At 51.2% G+C, this 15,902-nt stretch carries 13 protein-coding genes and 3 pseudogenes; 8 read left to right on the top strand and 8 right to left on the bottom strand.

The features are described 5' to 3' along the window. Positions 1-373: 373 nt before the first annotated feature. A pseudogene (locus EB241_RS21680) lies at positions 374-565 on the top strand (tyrosine-type recombinase/integrase); the annotation flags it as partial. A gap of 15 nt (positions 566-580) precedes the next feature. Here EB241_RS21680 and EB241_RS19450 read toward each other — a convergent pair. The 4 genes and pseudogenes from EB241_RS19450 to uxuA form a co-directional block, all read right to left on the bottom strand. Further along, positions 581-790, bottom strand: a pseudogene (locus EB241_RS19450) (hypothetical protein); the annotation flags it as partial. 71 nt (positions 791-861) lie between these two features. Then, on the bottom strand, positions 862-1,638 hold the full coding sequence (locus tag EB241_RS19445; protein ID WP_124234740.1) for an FCD domain-containing protein: 777 nt from the start codon (positions 1,636-1,638) through the stop codon (positions 862-864). Positions 1,639-1,795: 157 nt separating this feature from the next. Next, positions 1,796-3,211 carry a glucuronate isomerase gene (gene uxaC / locus EB241_RS19440; protein WP_124234733.1) on the bottom strand — a complete coding sequence of 472 codons (1,416 nt, stop codon included), beginning with the start codon at positions 3,209-3,211 and terminating at the stop codon, positions 1,796-1,798. Further along, positions 3,208-4,401 (bottom strand): mannonate dehydratase, encoded by a 1,194-nt coding sequence (uxuA, locus tag EB241_RS19435; RefSeq protein WP_124234732.1) that lies wholly within the window; start codon positions 4,399-4,401, stop codon positions 3,208-3,210. The genes uxaC and uxuA overlap by 4 nt, the downstream gene beginning before the upstream one ends. 249 nt (positions 4,402-4,650) lie before the next feature. Here uxuA and EB241_RS19430 point away from each other — a divergent pair, with 249 nt between their 5' ends. The 4 genes from EB241_RS19430 (at position 4,651) to EB241_RS19415 (ending at position 10,090) form a co-directional block, all read left to right on the top strand. Continuing rightward, positions 4,651-5,949, top strand: a complete 1,299-nt coding sequence (locus tag EB241_RS19430; RefSeq protein ID WP_124234731.1) for an MFS transporter — start codon at positions 4,651-4,653, stop codon at positions 5,947-5,949. A gap of 14 nt (positions 5,950-5,963) precedes the next feature. Next, positions 5,964-8,336, top strand: coding sequence for a glycoside hydrolase family 31 protein (locus tag EB241_RS19425; protein ID WP_124234730.1), 2,373 nt, complete (start codon positions 5,964-5,966; stop codon positions 8,334-8,336). Positions 8,337-8,594: 258 nt separating this feature from the next. After that, positions 8,595-9,362 carry a hypothetical protein gene (locus EB241_RS19420; RefSeq protein WP_124234729.1) on the top strand — a complete coding sequence of 256 codons (768 nt, stop codon included), beginning with the start codon at positions 8,595-8,597 and terminating at the stop codon, positions 9,360-9,362. 86 nt (positions 9,363-9,448) lie between these two features. Next, a complete protein-coding gene (locus EB241_RS19415) occupies positions 9,449-10,090 on the top strand; it encodes a TetR family transcriptional regulator (RefSeq protein WP_124234728.1) in 642 nt (213 codons plus the stop codon). 388 nt (positions 10,091-10,478) lie between these two features. Here EB241_RS19415 and EB241_RS19410 read toward each other — a convergent pair whose 3' ends face one another. Next, a complete protein-coding gene (locus EB241_RS19410; protein ID WP_124234727.1) occupies positions 10,479-11,171 on the bottom strand; it encodes a trypsin-like serine peptidase in 693 nt (230 codons plus the stop codon). Beyond that, a complete protein-coding gene (locus EB241_RS19405; protein WP_124234726.1) occupies positions 11,149-11,481 on the bottom strand; it encodes a hypothetical protein in 333 nt (110 codons plus the stop codon). The genes EB241_RS19410 and EB241_RS19405 overlap by 23 nt, the downstream gene beginning before the upstream one ends. 545 nt (positions 11,482-12,026) lie before the next feature. Here EB241_RS19405 and EB241_RS19400 point away from each other — a divergent pair. The 3 genes and pseudogenes from EB241_RS19400 to EB241_RS19390 all read left to right on the top strand — a co-directional run. Then, positions 12,027-12,288: pseudogene (locus EB241_RS19400) on the top strand (Tn3 family transposase); the annotation flags it as partial. 165 nt (positions 12,289-12,453) lie between these two features. Next, positions 12,454-13,836: a D-arabinono-1,4-lactone oxidase gene (locus EB241_RS19395; protein WP_124234725.1), complete on the top strand. Its 1,383-nt coding sequence runs from the start codon at positions 12,454-12,456 to the stop codon at positions 13,834-13,836. A gap of 17 nt (positions 13,837-13,853) precedes the next feature. Next, positions 13,854-14,675: a glycosyltransferase family 8 protein gene (locus tag EB241_RS19390; RefSeq protein ID WP_124234724.1), complete on the top strand. Its 822-nt coding sequence runs from the start codon at positions 13,854-13,856 to the stop codon at positions 14,673-14,675. Positions 14,676-14,857: 182 nt separating this feature from the next. Here EB241_RS19390 and EB241_RS19385 read toward each other — a convergent pair whose 3' ends face one another. Then, positions 14,858-15,295, bottom strand: a complete 438-nt coding sequence (locus tag EB241_RS19385; RefSeq protein ID WP_124234723.1) for a lysozyme — start codon at positions 15,293-15,295, stop codon at positions 14,858-14,860. Beyond that, positions 15,282-15,614 carry a phage holin, lambda family gene (locus tag EB241_RS19380; RefSeq protein WP_124234722.1) on the bottom strand — a complete coding sequence of 111 codons (333 nt, stop codon included), beginning with the start codon at positions 15,612-15,614 and terminating at the stop codon, positions 15,282-15,284. Before EB241_RS19380 ends, EB241_RS19385 begins: the two co-directional genes overlap by 14 nt. Positions 15,615-15,902: the final 288 nt, after the last annotated feature.

Here is a 15,902-nt window from a genome sequence, read left to right as displayed (position 1 = left end):
TAATGGATTTAAGGCAACAGCCGCCGCCATCAAGCCTGAAGAAAAACGACTGATATTGAGTCTGAGACAGCATACGGTGTGATTGTCTGAAACAATCACTGCTGCCATCCACTGTTAGGCAAAATCAGAATAAAATAACTGACAGTTGCCCTTCTCAAAACGGCACCGATTAAATAAAGAGTAAAACGATATTGCGGATGAAATTTTCGTCACCGGGAGCGAATTAAAACCAGATTATATTCACTCAGAAACCCCCGTGAATAGACTGAAAACAAACGGTGCCATTTAACAGGCACATACATCCCTTTTACTATATTAAATTTATTACTATACCATGGCCTTTATTTATCATATAAAACAGCATATTACATAAAAATGTCATAGGCTTCTTGCTCAGGGCATTGACCCTAACGCCAGGAAACAGGCCGAAGTTAAAGAGTTGAAAGCAAAACGCGACAATAGCCGTTCTTTCAGAGCTGTTGCCAAAGTGTGGTTTACTACCAGGAAGAGAGGGGCTGAAGATTACCAGAATACAGTATGGACATGCCTTAAAACCTATAGTTTTTGTTGACCAATTCAATTCCTTAATTTCATCAACACTGCGAAGACCAACATAACCCCCTTCTTTGGCATCCCAAATTTTGGCTTGCTTGCCTTCTTCTGTTATACCAGGCACATTGTTATACCAGCCTTTGTCGAAAGCCATCAGGCCCTGTTCTACGAGTCAATCAAGGAGCACTGTTCCAGTGCCCGTCTCATCAAAGCATGGTTTAGCAAGGCGAATCGGAAACTGATGTTGTTGTTATTCAATGGGCACAAGCCAGACAGCGTTGTCAGGTCGCCCGCAGGTACTGAATTACCTCAGCTTGCCCCACTCAGCGGCCAGGACTCAAATAAATAGCCGTCAAAGTCAAGATCGTCGACGTCAGAGCACTCCAGCAGGCGCTGCTTAACATTTTCAAGGTGTTGCCACATGGCGAATTTCGCTGCACTGGCATCCTTTTTAATCAGCGCGGCGAGTATTTTTTTATGGTCGCCCAACCACGCTTCGCGATAGCGGGAATCGCTCAGATGACGATGCAGTTGCACCCACATCGGGTTATTCACGCGCCATTGCCAGGATTGCCTGAATAACTCCACCAACATACTGTTGTGCGTGGCTTCGGCGATGGCAAGATGGAACTGCATATCACCGTTTTCGGTATCCTCAAGGCTTCCTGAAGCCAGCTCCCGCTCTTCCAACAGCAAAGCCTGACGCATTTTGCTGATATCCACCGGCGTAACCTGTAACGCGGCGAACTCCGCGATGTTGCTCTCCAGTAGCTGGCGTGCCTGAAGCAACTCAAAAGGACCTGCACCTTCGCCCGGCGCTACGGGTCCAGGAGCAGAACCCGTCGACCCGGTATGTGGCTGACCGATAACAAAAATCCCTGCACCGCGTCGCACATCAATCAGCCCTTCAATTTCCAACATAATCAACGCCTCCCGCACCAGCGTGCGCGTTACATTCAGCTGTTCAGCAATCTCCCGCTCGGCGGGCAGTCGATCGCCAACAGCACAGGGCCTTTGCTGGATCATATTACGCAGCCGGGCAGCGACGTCCTGATAGGGACGCTGTTGTAGGGGAATGGATTTCATCACGATGGGCTAACCTTACTTTTTCAAACCGTTCCGGGGACATGTTTATAAGGTCAAATATACTGTGGTTATTACCTTAATACCATGTTGGTTTACCCGCACAGGGAAACTGGCTGACCAGAAAGATAGATATGGTCAACCAAAGCACTGGCATTGGTCAGCAATCCAGCGCAAAATAGCGTGCGGCATTTCTGCAACAGACATTTTCCGTCAACGTTCGTAGCAGCTGCCAGTCTGCCGGGATCTCGCCCTCTTCCACCCACTGTCCCAGCATATTGCAGAAAATACGGCGGAAATATTCATGGCGGGTATAAGAGAGAAAACTGCGTGAATCAGTCAGCATGCCAATAAAATGGCTCAGTAATCCCATCCGGGAGAGCTGTGTCAGCTGGCGGAGCATGCCATCCTGCTGGTCGTTATACCACCAGGCGGAACCAAACTGGATTTTTCCGGCCATACCCGCCGCCTGGAAGTTACCTGCCATCGTGGCCATCACTTCATTGTCCCTGGGGTTGATACAGTAAAGGATGGTTTTTGGCAGCCGATCATTGATTTCCATACTGTCCAGCAGCCTTGACAGCGGCCACGCCACGCTGCTGTCGCCCATTGAGTCGAAACCGGCATCCGGTCCCAGCGCGCGAAACATGCGCGTATTGGTATTCCGCAAGGCACCAATATGCAACTGCATCGCCCAGCCTCGCTGGTGATACTGGCTACCCAGCCACACCAGCAACGCGGTAGTAAATTCGTCTACCTCCAGTTCGCTCACCTTTTCGCCCTGTAAACGCCTGGCGAGGATTGCATCCAGCTGTTTGTCATCGGGCACTGGCGCAAAGCGTGGTCTGTCGATACCGTGGTCGGCCGCAAGGCAGCCATGCTCCGCAAAATGGTCCAGGCGTTTCGTCAAGGCGATCCTGAGATCGTCGAAACGGTGAATCGATACATCGGCAACCTGTTCCAGCCGGTGAATATAATCAACAAAGCCTTCGTGCGCTATTTTCAGCACCCGGTCTGGTCGCCAGCTGGGAGTCACTGCCACCGGAAACTCCTTATCTGCGGCGATACGGCGGTGATACTCCAGCGAATCCAGGGGATCGTCAGTGGTACCCACCATACGAACGTTCATCTGGCACATAATGCCCCGCGCGGAGAATGCCTTCGTCGCCAGCTTCTCATTGCACTCATGCCAGACAGATTCCGCCGTTTCAGGGCCAAATACCCTGCCACTGATACCGAAGGGACGGCGTAGCTCAAGGTGGGTCCAGTGATACAGCGGATTACCCAGCATCTGCGGCACCGTGTTTGCCCAGGCAAGGTACTTATCGTAATCACTGCTGTGCTGGCCGGTGATCAGCGCTTCCGGCACACCGGCACAGCGCAATGCCCGCCATTTGTAGTGATCGCCCTCCAGCCAGATTTGTGCCAGATTACCGAACTGACGATCTTCGGCAATCTCACGCGGACTGAGGTGGCAGTGATAATCATAAACCGGCATTTCTGCGGCGTAGTCATGGTAAAGACGACGTGCCGTCTCGCTTTTCAGCAAAAAATCTTCGCTCATAAACGGCTTCATATCACCTCCCCGGTAAAGAAAGCACGCTGCACCGCCAGTTCCACTCCGCGTATTTCAGCCAGCCCTTTCAGACGCCCAATAGCCGAATAACCCGGATTGGTTCTCTTTTGCAGGTCATCGAGCATCTGGTGACCATGATCCGGCCGCATGGCAATCCGGTACGGTTCACCGGCACGTTTACGGCGCTGTTCCTCCTGCACGATGGCGCTGACAATCTCAACCATATCGACATCGCCAGCCAGGTGTTCCGCTTCATGGAAGCTGTTTGGGTTTGTCTCACGCTGCGTGGAACGCAGATGGATAAAGTAAATGCGCGAAGCAAAGCGTCTGAACATACCCGTCAGATCGTTATCCGCTCGCACGCCATAAGATCCGGTACAAAAGGTGAAGCCATTCGCCGGGCTGGGGACGGTATCGACCATCCATTGCATATCATCGGCGGTGGAAACGATGCGCGGCAATCCCAGTACCGGACGCGGCGGATCGTCAGGATGGACGGCCATACGCAGACCAGCCGCCTGAGCCACAGGTATAATGTGCTTCAGGAAATAAGCGAAATGATCGCGTAACCGTGCGGCATCGATCTCTTTGTAGCGCTGAAGATGCGCCCGCAACGTATCCAGGGTATACCCCGCTTCGGCACCGGGCAGCCCGGCGATAATGTTACGGATCAGACGCGCTCTGGACGACTCGCTCATGGCCGCGAAACAGGCATCGGCCTGGGCCAGTTCCTCCGGGGTGTAGTCAGCTTCACAGCCGTCACGTGCAAGAATATGACGCTCGAAAGCCGCAAATTCGATCTGGTCAAAGCGTAGCGCTTTCGCACCATTCGGCAGCTGCCATGCGAGATCGGTGCGGGTCCAGTCCAGCACCGGCATAAAGTTGTAGCACACCGTACCAATGCCACACTCTGCAAGATTACGCAGCGTCTGACAGTAGTTGGCAATCCAGTGTTCAACCTCTCCGCTGCGGGTTTTGATCTCTTCGTGCACGGGCACGCTTTCGACGACAGACCATACCATACCGGCCGCTTCGACAATGGCCTTCCTTTGCCGGATTTCCGCCAGGCTCCACACCTCGCCATTAGGAATATGATGCAGCGCGGTGACAATGCCGGTTGCCCCCGCCTGTCTCGCGTCCGCCAGCGTCACCGGATCATCAGGGCCATACCAGCGCCAGGTTTGTTCCATTTTTTGCCTCCATAATCAAAGAGAAGTCCAGCCTGTTGCCGGAAACTTAAATTGGTTAACCAACATAAGACCGCAGATCGACTCGTGATATTATGTTCCCGACAAATAACAATCTCGCGGTTACCCTGGCACTTATCAACCAATAATAATTAAATTGGTTAACCAAATCACAAATACGCCACCAAAATGACGACCCGGTAAATAAGCTGTGCTTCACTCCTCTTCGTTATGTCAACGGAGGAACACAATATGAACCGCAGTGTAATGACAGGGAGTGCGGTGAAAAGCCAACGTATCATCCGTCATCTTCGCTGGTGGATGCTGGTGCTGTTTCTGACAGGGGTTACCGTTAACTACATCACCCGCAACTCACTGGGAATACTCGCGCCGGAACTGAAAATCAGTCTGGGGATAACCACCGAGCAATACTCATGGATTGTTGGTGCTTTCCAGCTGGCGTATACCTTTTTCCAGCCGCTTACTGGCTGGCTGATCGATGTGGTGGGCCTCAAGGTGGGCTTTCTGATCTGCGCCTCTGTCTGGGCACTGGCCTGCCTGTGCCATGCGGGAGCGGGAAGCTGGGTGCATTTACTGTTGCTGCGGTTTGTTATGGGCGGCGCGGAGGCAGCCGCCACGCCCGCCAACGCCAAAACGTTGGGAGAATGGTTCCCGAAAAAAGAGCGCCCCGTTTCCGCTGGCTGGGCCGGGGTCGGTTTCTCGATGGGGGCAATGCTTGCGCCACCGATTATCTATTTTGCTCACGGCTCGTTCGGCTGGCAGGGCGCCTTTCTGTTTACCGGGATGATCGGACTGTGCTGGGTCGCGGCATGGATGCTGTTCTATCACTCGCCGGAAAAACACCCAAACCTGAGTACGGAAGAACTGGCGTACATTAAGCAGGATAACGAGCCGCCGCCGGTCACACTGCCTTTTTTCAGGGCGCTCAGGGTCGTGGCAAAAAATAAGCGATTTTATGGCATCGCCATTCCGGCATTTATGGCCGAACCGGCCTGGGGCGTACTGAGTTTTTGGGTGCCGCTCTATCTCGCCAGTGAAATGGGGATGGATCTGAAACAGATTGCCATGTTTGCCTGGCTGCCGTTTCTGGCAGCGGATTTGGGCAGCGTCGCCAGTGGTTACCTGACGAAAATTTATCTGCGCTTTTTTGCCTGCACCCGGATTAACGCCATTATCGCCAGTTCAGTCACTGGCGCATTCCTGATGCTCTCGCTGGCACTGGTTGCCGCCACTCATAATCCTTACGTGGCGATCGCGCTGATTTCTGTCGGCGGCTTTGGTCACCAAATCATCTCATGCATGTTGAGCGCCCTGGTGGTGGAGTCCTTTGAAAAAGGCCAGATGGCGACCGTAAACGGTATGCGTGGCTCTTTCGCGTGGATTTCCAGCTTTTTGTTCTCACTGATTATCGGCGTCACCGCCGACACCATCGGCTTTAATCCGCTGTTTATCGCGATGGGCTTCTTCGACCTGATTGGTGCCCTGTTCCTGATTTCCTTTATTGCTGAACGTCGCGTCAAACGCGCCTGAGATCGAGGTTGATAATGAAAACGCTAACGCACTGGACTTTAACAAAAACCGATGACCATCACGTTGAACTGACGGTGGACGGTAAACATCTTTTTTGTCTCTGGGTGCTGGAACAGGATCTGATCCGCGTGGCGGTAAAACGTCAGGGACAGTTTGCACTGGATCGCAGCTGGAGCATTGCACCAGGGGAGGATGTGCCGTGGGAGGGGCGACAACGGGAGAGCATGGCGGGTTTCAGTCTGCCCACCTTTACCCTGAGCGAACAGGAAGAATGTCTGCAACTGACCACGGAAAAATTGCGGGTCACGGTTCATCAACCGCTATTTCTGGAATGGCATTACCGCGACAGCTGCGGTCACTGGCAGTTTCTTGCCAGTGACCGCCCGACCAGTGCTTATCTGCTGGATGCTCACGGCAGGAGCGTGGCCCATTACCAGTGCCGCCAGCCTGATGATCGCTACTACGGCCTGGGTGAAAAATCCGGCGATTTGCAACGCAACGGCAGGCGATTTGAGATGCGGAATCTGGACGCGATGGGCTATAACGCGGCCTCCACCGACCCGCTCTATAAGCATATTTCTTTCACCATAACCCGCCGCAACAGCGTCAGCTTTGGACTGTACTATGACAATCTGAGCAATACGCAGCTGGACCTGGGCAACGAGCTGGATAACTATCATCGCCCTTATCGCCGCTGGCAGGCGGAAAGTGGTGATATCGATTACTACCTTTTTGTTGGCTGCCGGGTGCTGGACATCACCAAAGCCTTTGTGCGCCTGACCGGCAAAACCCTGTTCGCGCCCAAATGGAGCCTGGGCTACAGCGGTTCGACCATGCATTACACCGATGCGCCGGATGCCCAGCATCAGCTGATGAACTTCATCAGGCTGTGCAGCAAACATGCCATTCCCTGCGATTCGTTTCAGCTTTCTTCAGGCTACACGTCGATCGGCAACAAGCGCTACGTATTCAACTGGAATTACGACAAAGTCCCGCAGCCAACGCTGCTGAGCGCCGCCTTTCATCATGCCGGGCTGCATCTGGCGGCCAACGTCAAACCGTGCCTGCTACAGGATCATCTACAGTATCAGGCCGTGGCGGCACGGGGATTATTTATTCGCGACTCAGAAAGCGACCTGCCGGAACGCTCCTCATTCTGGGATGACGAAGGTTCTCACCTGGATTTTACCAACCCGGAGACCATCGCCTGGTGGCAGGATGGCGTCACCCGCCAGCTACTGGAGATGGGCATTGATGCCACCTGGAATGACAATAACGAGTATGAAGTGTGGGACGGGGAAGCCCGTTGCCACGGCTTTGGTCGCCCTCTGGCTATCCGGGATATTCGTCCGGTGATGCCCCTGTTGATGATGCGTGCCTCGATGGAAGCACAGCAGCGTTTTGCGCCGGATAAACGCCCTTTCCTGATTTCCCGTTCCGGCAGTGCGGGTATGCAGCGCTATGTGCAGACATGGAGTGGCGATAACCGCACCAGCTGGCAGACACTACGCTATAACATACGCATGGGTTTAGGCATGAGCCTGTCGGGCCTGTACAATATCGGCCACGATGTCGGTGGTTTCTCCGGCGACAAACCCGATGCAGAACTGTTTATGCGCTGGGTGCAGAATGGCGTGATGCATCCGCGCTTTACCATCCATTCGTGGAATGACGACCATACGGTAAACGAACCCTGGATGTATCCTGCCGCCACCCCGGCAATCCGCGAGGCGATTGCGCTACGCTACCATCTGATGCCGTATCTATACACGCTGTTGTGGCAGGCACATGCGGACGATGAACCCATGCTGCGCCCGACCTTCCTTGACCATGAACAGGATGCACAAACCTTCGCTGAATGTGATGACTTTATGCTTGGACGCGACCTGCTGGTAGCCAGTGTTGTCGAACCGGGCCAGCGCGAACGTCGCCTGTGGCTACCGGATAACCAGACGGGCTGGTATGACTTTTACAGCGAACAATGGTACGGCGGCGGTCAGTGGGTAACGCTGGCTGCGCCACTGGAAAAACTGCCGTTACTGGTCCGCGCCGGGGCCGGTATTCCGCTACGTCAACATCCGTGTCCCCTCAATACCGGCGAGGATAACCAGCGCGAACTGAAGCTCTACCCTCTCAAAGGCACAGGAACGGCACAGGGACTGTTGTTTGAAGATGATGGCGAATCATGGGGTTACCGGCAGGGGAACGCGCTGTGGCTACATTGGGAGATGCGATGCGATGCCAGGCAAATCAACGTGGTTTTCACCCGTAAGGGGAACTATCAGCCTGGCTGGCAGAAATTGTGCATCACCTTGCCGCAACAGGAACAGCGACGTCTGGTGGTGGACGGTTTGGCTAACACCCATTGGTACACTTCAGCCAGTTGAACCGCCGAAAAACCATTCAATGCTTTGGTTAATGGGCTGTTTCATCGGTGGGGACAGCGCCTTCCGGTCGCTGTGGCGGCTGACGGCTATGCGATGTTGTGTGTGTACCGCACACCTGACTGACCGGTCGGCATAGGGTAGCCCAGGCATTCTGCTGAAAACACAGGATGCCCCCTCTCAGCCAATCATCTTATGTCATACTGCCTGTTCAACGCACAGGCAGCCGCCGGTGTTTCCCTCCTGATGATGAGAACGCGCATGAGCCAATTCCTCCGCCCTGCTGCGGCTTACCTGAGCCGCCGAAACGAATTGCTGGCTGAACGTTCTGCGGTAACGTCGGCAGAGGTTATCCAGACCATTAATAAAGCGCTGCTGGCCAGTGAAGTTGCGATGGCGGCCTGCTACGATCTGGACGTGCTGCACGGTCTGCAACAACGAAAAACCCGACACGCCGATGGACATGAACGAAAACATCAGCGCGAATTGCGACAATTTGAGCGGCAGGCTGAGCATCTGACGCTGGCTGAGGAACACGATGAAAGCGCCTTTATCGCCTGGCAGAAGGGTTTTTCAGCGTTGATTGCCTCGTTTCCCTGGCAACACGCCAGCCCGGCGCTAATGCAGAATGAGCTGTTCGCTATCACTGTCACCCTCTGGCAGGAGGCGTTGGAAGCGCTGTTTACCTCGTCTGATCAGCGTCCGCAGTTTAAACGGGCAGAGAAAATTGTGGCGTTTTCCATCAGCAAAATACCTTTGCTGGGCGAAGCAACGGAGGTCTGGCGGGCGCTGATGGACCTGCTCGACGCCTGTCGGCAGCGTTCAGCCAGAGAACCCGTCTGGTTCACCTTGCTGGAGAGCTACAGCGAAGCAGCAAACCTGTGCAGCCGGGGCATTTTGCTGTTTTGCCTGGCCAGTGAAGCCGTACTGCGCGGCCAACCATTGCCGGATCGGGCACGGCTCAATGAGCGAATCAAACGGCATTACGACAGCGTGATTGATGGCACGCATCCCTTTTTTGATCGCTGACTCGCGGATGTCCATTATTTTATATGCTATTCTTACCTGCCTTATTATTGCCTGACCGTTGTAAACCACGGATTATCTGACCCGCTATGCCTGTGACCGAAAAAAGGAAAAATGACCCACAAGGGTTAAAGCGTCGGATCCTCGACGCTGCACTGTCCAACTTTGCCGAATTTGGCCTGCAAGGTGCACGGATGGAAAAGATTGCTGAACAGGCCAGTACAACTAAACGTATGGTGGTATACCACTTCAGCGATAAAGAAAACCTTTATATTGCCGTTCTTGAACAGGTTTATCTGGCTATCCGACAGCATGAGGCAGGACTGAACCTTGAGCAATTGCCCCCGGAAGAGGCAGTGATCCGGCTCGCTGAGGCAAGTTTTGATTATCATATTTCCCACCCTGACTTTCTGCGCCTGGTGTGCAGTGAAAACCTGATGCGTGGCCGTTATATCAGCCATTCAGCACGAATTAAAACGCTTAATCAGAGCGCACTTGATGTGCTGGATGGGATACTGACACGCGGAAAAGCCTCAGGGGTATTTAACCCGCAAACGGACACGGTGGACGTCCATCGTCTGATCAGCAGCATTTGCACTCACAACGTCGCCAATCGCTATACCTTCAACACGCTGTTCGGTGGCAACGAAACCGAGCAGCAAAGCATCGATCGCAATCGCCGACTGGTGGTGGAAGCAACTTTGCGTTATCTCCGTCCGCCCCGGTCATAAAAACGGGGAAAAAACCGTTCCGGGGAGGGTGAGGTCCAATCGTGTAAAAAACAACGTTATTAACTTAGTCTATTGTTTTAATTATCGTTTACGCCGAATATCTTCATTCAGAAAATGGGTAAAGAAGGGGGAAGCTTGTGGCTTATAAATCCCCTTCTCCTGCATACAGAATGCGCATCCGGTAGTTAGCTGCATTCCACAGTGAGACTGGTTCATGCGTCGATGAGGCCGAGACGTGGATTTTTGACGACAATCAATCAGGGTTACCTTATGTTTTGTATAAGGATTCGACACCCATATCAAAACGGATAACTCTCAACCTTTCAAGGTCCGGTCCGGTTCAGATCAAGTCATAACTAATACACATGAACCATCTCATGTACATTTATCAATTATATTTACCACATGTGTCTCTTGCATGAATAAAAAGAGAATAGAAATGGGAATCAAAATAAGGACTGTACACTTTTGTCGGGGTTTCTGTTAGCCCAAATGAATTAAGACCAACCACATAGTTTCCGCTGGTATTATTATGATTTGATTCTGCTATCCATGCCCCGCCACTGCTTCCCGACGTCATAGGGTTATTATCCAGTCTGACTAGCGTTGAAGTGACTTCCCCTACTGTGCCTGAAACCCTTTGCAAAACCCGACCGCTTCCGTAGTTTATTGGATACCCAATAGCGGTTAATACTGAATAAGGTATTTTTGTTTTAAATCCCATCCATCCTGCGTCACTCTTGCCTTTTGTGACAAGGAAACCATAATCTTTACTAAAGTTTATACGTTCTCTGCCCGTTACCCAATTACTTTTAACAGTTTGGCAAGTTGTGGTGAAAGAAGTGCTGCCACCACCATTTTTATATGCCTGAACAAACTTAAAATTTTTGTACCACTCCCCTGTTTTACTGTCTCTCAGACAATGAGCGGCTGTTAATAATGTCTTATTTGACCCAACAAATTGTGCGGAACATCTGTAATTGTTGCCTTTTGCATCTGTAAAAAATAACGCTCCGGCATTCCAGAAAGGGCGCTGGCGTACATTTGCTTCTCCCGGGTTACCTGTCGCACTGGTTTGCATGCTTAATTTTCCTGGTATGACTACCGCTCTGCTTTGTGCGGCTTACTACTGATAGTTCGACAGTAATGACCTTTTCAAGCGAATTCCCTGAGCTTATTTTTAATTTCTGAAGCGCTATCTCCCCAGCCGATATTTGAACTGTTGGCATCGGTTTCGCCGAGAGCATCCTTGCTTTCGTCCAATATTCATTAGTCCGAAGTGAAACTGCTGAAATATCGCCAGTGTAATTGCCACTATTAACATTCCCCTGAGAGTGAGAGGCAAATGACAGAAATAACAATACCAAAGCTGAAGTGATTTTTCCCTTCATTTTTATACCTGTGTTATAAATTTTAGAAAAGGTTCGCCAGAGAGCCTGAGTTAATGAGGCTGGTATTGAATAAACCCCATACTGCCTTTCCTGTCAGGTGGGATAAATTACCTTAAATAAAAAAGTAAATGGTTAATTTACATTCGATGAAAATGAAAGGGTAAATATTCAAGCCATGTTTGATAACAATCAAAATTAAACAATTAACACATATTCAATATCCATTCCTGATAAATAGGGGGCCGGTACACCCCCTCCAAAATTCCCACCACTTGTGAATATCACATGATTTTTAAATAAGAAAGATGTCTGTTTTTAACATCGCTTTTTTGTTCTACTTTTTAAACGAACGTATGTTGCTAATAAGATACTTGTCTGTCTCAGTGATCAACGTTTCTCCCTGCAGGACAAGCGTCAGGACCATCGGCGTTCGGGGATGAACTTTCCGACCCCATTTTACACCCGCGATCCTGCCATCATTTGTTCGCTCAGGAATACGCTGTCGCCCGGCTTGCGCCACTGCGGGCAGTATCCGACTAACCATTTACCGGGAGGGCCTGGAGGACCAACTGGGTGCACCGGGCTGGTTACTAACGCAGTGGTGCTGTGGCACTCACTTTATCTGCGGGAGGCGCTTTCACACCTTCGCACAACGGGAGAACGCCGGATGATGAGCATATTTCCCGACTCTCGTCACTGATGCCCGGTCATATTGATATGCTGGGGCATTATACGTTCACACTACCAGAGGATATTCTGAAAGGAGACCTGAGGCCATTAAATTCCAGTTTAAACAATGAAGTATCCTCTTGGCGTTTTTTTTACATCATCGGATCTCCCCCCTTTCCAGTATCACCTCCTTATGCCTGTCCTTTTAGGGCAATTCAGCTACGCTTGAAGCGTCATATTCAGAAAATTCTGCCTGTTGACCTGTCAGTTCACTGCTGCCCAACCCTGAATCAGGAGCATTCAATGACATCCGACAAAGACGGTTATCCCCTGCGTGAATGCAGGCTGGACGGCAATGAGTCCGGCCTGTGGAACTGGGCGCAGAATACCCTACTGGCGGATAAAAGCAGGATACACACGCCCACCACGGAAGATGAATTACAGGCGCTTATCGCCGGCAGCCCGGGTAAAATACGCGTAATTGGTAACCGGATGTCCTCTGGCAGAATGCTTACGCTGGCGGCTGAGGATGGCATTCTTGTCGATCTCTGTCATCTTCGTGGCCTGATCGCCCTCACTGAAAACACGGCCACTTTTGCCGGAGGTACGCCGTTGCAGGAGGTCTATGACACGCTGACCGACATGGACAGAATGCTGGCCGCGTCTCCTGGGGTGATTGCCGTTCAGACGCTGGCGGGCGCGCTGGCAACCGGTACTCACGGCCAGGGCTTACAGCAAAGCTCAATCGCTGACGACGTTCTCAGCCTGCGAATGGTACTGGCCGACGGCAGCGCCGAGCTGTTCGATCGTCAGCACCCGGCGTTTGCCGCTGTTATGCTGGGGCTGGGCTGCCTGGGTGTGGTAACCCAGGTTACCCTGCGTATCCAGCCTTTGATGGTCTATACCTGCTTCAAAAATGCAGTGAGCGCCGATAACCTGGGCAACGATCTGCTGGCATGGAATCAGGATTATGCGCTGAGTAAAGCATGGTGGTTTCCCAATGAAAATCAGGTACACGTCTGGAATGCCCGCATGGCTGACCGACAGGAAACCAGCGACTACTATCAGAATCACGGCAGGCTGCTAAAACAGGAGCAGACCAGCGATGCGATGAACGAGACCGTTGATAAAACCCTCAACAACATGCGCAACGATACGCAAATCGTCGATGATAACGGCAAGCCTTTTCGCACCGTGACGCGCTTCAGGGATTTTTCGGATGTCACCGGCGATGTTTATCAGGTGTTCTGTCGCGGCATTGCCACGCCACAAATTAATGTGGAAATCGGCATTCCACTGGAACGTGTCCCACCGGTGATTGATCAGATCAGGCAGTGGCACACCCGGACGCAGCCCCATATGCATTACCCTGTCATTCTGCGTTGTACCGGCCCCTCCAGGAGCTGGCTCAGTCCTGCTTATCAACAGGATACCTGTTTCTTTGGCTTCGTGGTTTATTACGCTGAGGATGGTTCGCTGTCTGAGGAAGGCGTGGACTTTCTCAAGTCGGTGGAGAAAATACTGGCCGCCGCAGGTGGCAGGCCACACTGGGGAAAATATTTTGATGACACCCTCTACGACTGGCCTGCGCTTTACCCCCAGTGGCAAGCCTTTCGTAGGGTGCGTGAAACGCTGGACCCACAGCATAAGTTTGCCAATGTATTTACCGCAAAATTACTCGACTGAACGTAAGGAGAATGCCAATGAAGGCATGGGTTACCCTGCTTACCCAACCGGATTATCTGGTTGGGGTGAAAGCGTTACACAAGTCCCTGCTGCGAGCTAAAACAGCCTGGCCGCTGGTCGTTATGGTGACCAGCAACATTGATGCAGCAGCCCGCCATTTGCTGGAGCGTGCTGGTTGCCTGCTGCGTGAGGTAACACCACTGCTTAAGGACACTAACAAGCAGACCCGCTATGCCAACGAACGTTTTGCTGAGGTATGGAGCAAGCTCGCCGTCTGGCAGCTGACGGAATTTGAACGCGTGGTTTTTCTGGATGCCGATATGTTGGTGACCCGGAACATGGACGAACTTTTTGATCTGCAACTACCCAATGGCTGGATTGCCGCCTGCCATGCCTGCCGCTGCAATCCGGGAAAAATTGCCAGTTATCCTAAAAGCTGGCGACCTGAAAACTGCTTCTACAGCTACTGCAAGGGGGTTGAACATACCGTACAGCCGGACGAGGTAGAGGACTACCTCAATGGTGGACTGCTGGTACTGAAGCCGGATCGGCAGGTGTTTGACGATATGGTGCATCAGCTCTCCGCGCTGGATGACCTGTCACGCTATCTGTTTGCAGAACAGGATTTCCTCAACGACTTTTATCATCAGCGCTGGCAACCGCTGCCATATATCTATAACGCGCTGAAGACCTTGCCCTTCCAGCATACGAATATCTGGGACATGTCGCAGGTGAAGAATATTCACTATATTCTTAATAAGCCATGGGAGAAGGCACCCGACCCGAATAATCGCAGCTATCCGCTGAGTAAGTTGTGGTGGGAGATTGCATTAGGCTGAGGTAATTTTATCCCTGCCGGCAAGGATGCCGTAGCCTGCGCCGTAACGCTATACTTTCCGGTGACCAGGTAAAAAAAACCCGTCAGTGACGGGGCTGGCAACAGAAGCGCTGAAGCTCCTGAACTGTCTTCTTCTTCTTCTTCTTCTTTTTTCTTCTGCTTGTTTTTTTAACCGGGCCTGGTTCAGGAGAGAAACAGCTGGCGTTCTCTTTCCCGACGGGGAAGTAATATATCCAGAGCTTTGCCGGCCCGCTTCCACATCAGGAAGGCATCTGCTGCCCCCTTATAATCCCAGGCATTAAGCTTTCGTTTCACCGATGAACCGGCGAATGCCCCTGAACCGATATTAAAGATAAGGCTGCACAGGGCATCATATTGATTCTGAGAAAGCGGTGCGGTGATATTTTTTGCAATCGCTTTTTCTGCTGATGCTAAATCTTTCTTCAGAAGCTCCGTCGATTTTTCTGCGGTAATACAGGTATTTTTAGCAATCGGCATACCATTCACTTCACCAGTGTGACCCACCCCAATAGTAGGAATACCGGCAACATCGAGATAAGCATGTAACCGTTCACCCTCTTCTTTTTTAATGAACACAATGCCGTCATCACTGATTTTCATTTTCTTTTACTCCAAAGCGGCTAAATAATTTCCCTTCAACCAAATAACGTAATTTATCCACACCAATAAAACCGATAACACCGCCAACCAGATTGACCGCATTATCAGGAAAACCGAGATGTTCCAGTGAGCCTGAAATCGCCAGAGTAAAAATGGCACAGACAAAAGGGCCTGCAACAATTTCACTCAGATTTTTTTTGTCATAAATTCCCATAAAGAAGGAAATTACCAGAGCAGATAAAGCCGAAAATATTGTAGGTAAATAATTTACAACCCACACCCCACATTGTTCCACAACGTTATTAAACAGGGAAACCATTGGTACCTCTGTTATATTAAGCTTTAAATATTTTATTAAAAAACAACCAACTTCACGCTGTTAAATACAAAAAATAACAATGAGACACCCGAGCACTCAATTCTTCTTTATTAAAAATAACGCGCAAAATTATCTTTAATAAAAAGAAGCAGGTTAAATTCTGCGGAAAAAGTACTTTGGATTGCTTTGTTACCCGATATTTCGCCCACGTCCTGTCAATCAATCTCCTTCAGCGGCTGACTCAGTGATGGCCAATTCCTTTTGGCCCTCAATCTATTGTTGCCGTTT

Origin of the sequence: Erwinia psidii (assembly GCF_003846135.1) — a bacterium.
In the GTDB taxonomy this organism is placed as follows: domain Bacteria; phylum Pseudomonadota; class Gammaproteobacteria; order Enterobacterales; family Enterobacteriaceae; genus Erwinia; species Erwinia psidii.
The sequence above is the reverse complement of the archived record's forward strand: the minus strand, read 5'-3'. Positions and strand labels throughout refer to the sequence as shown.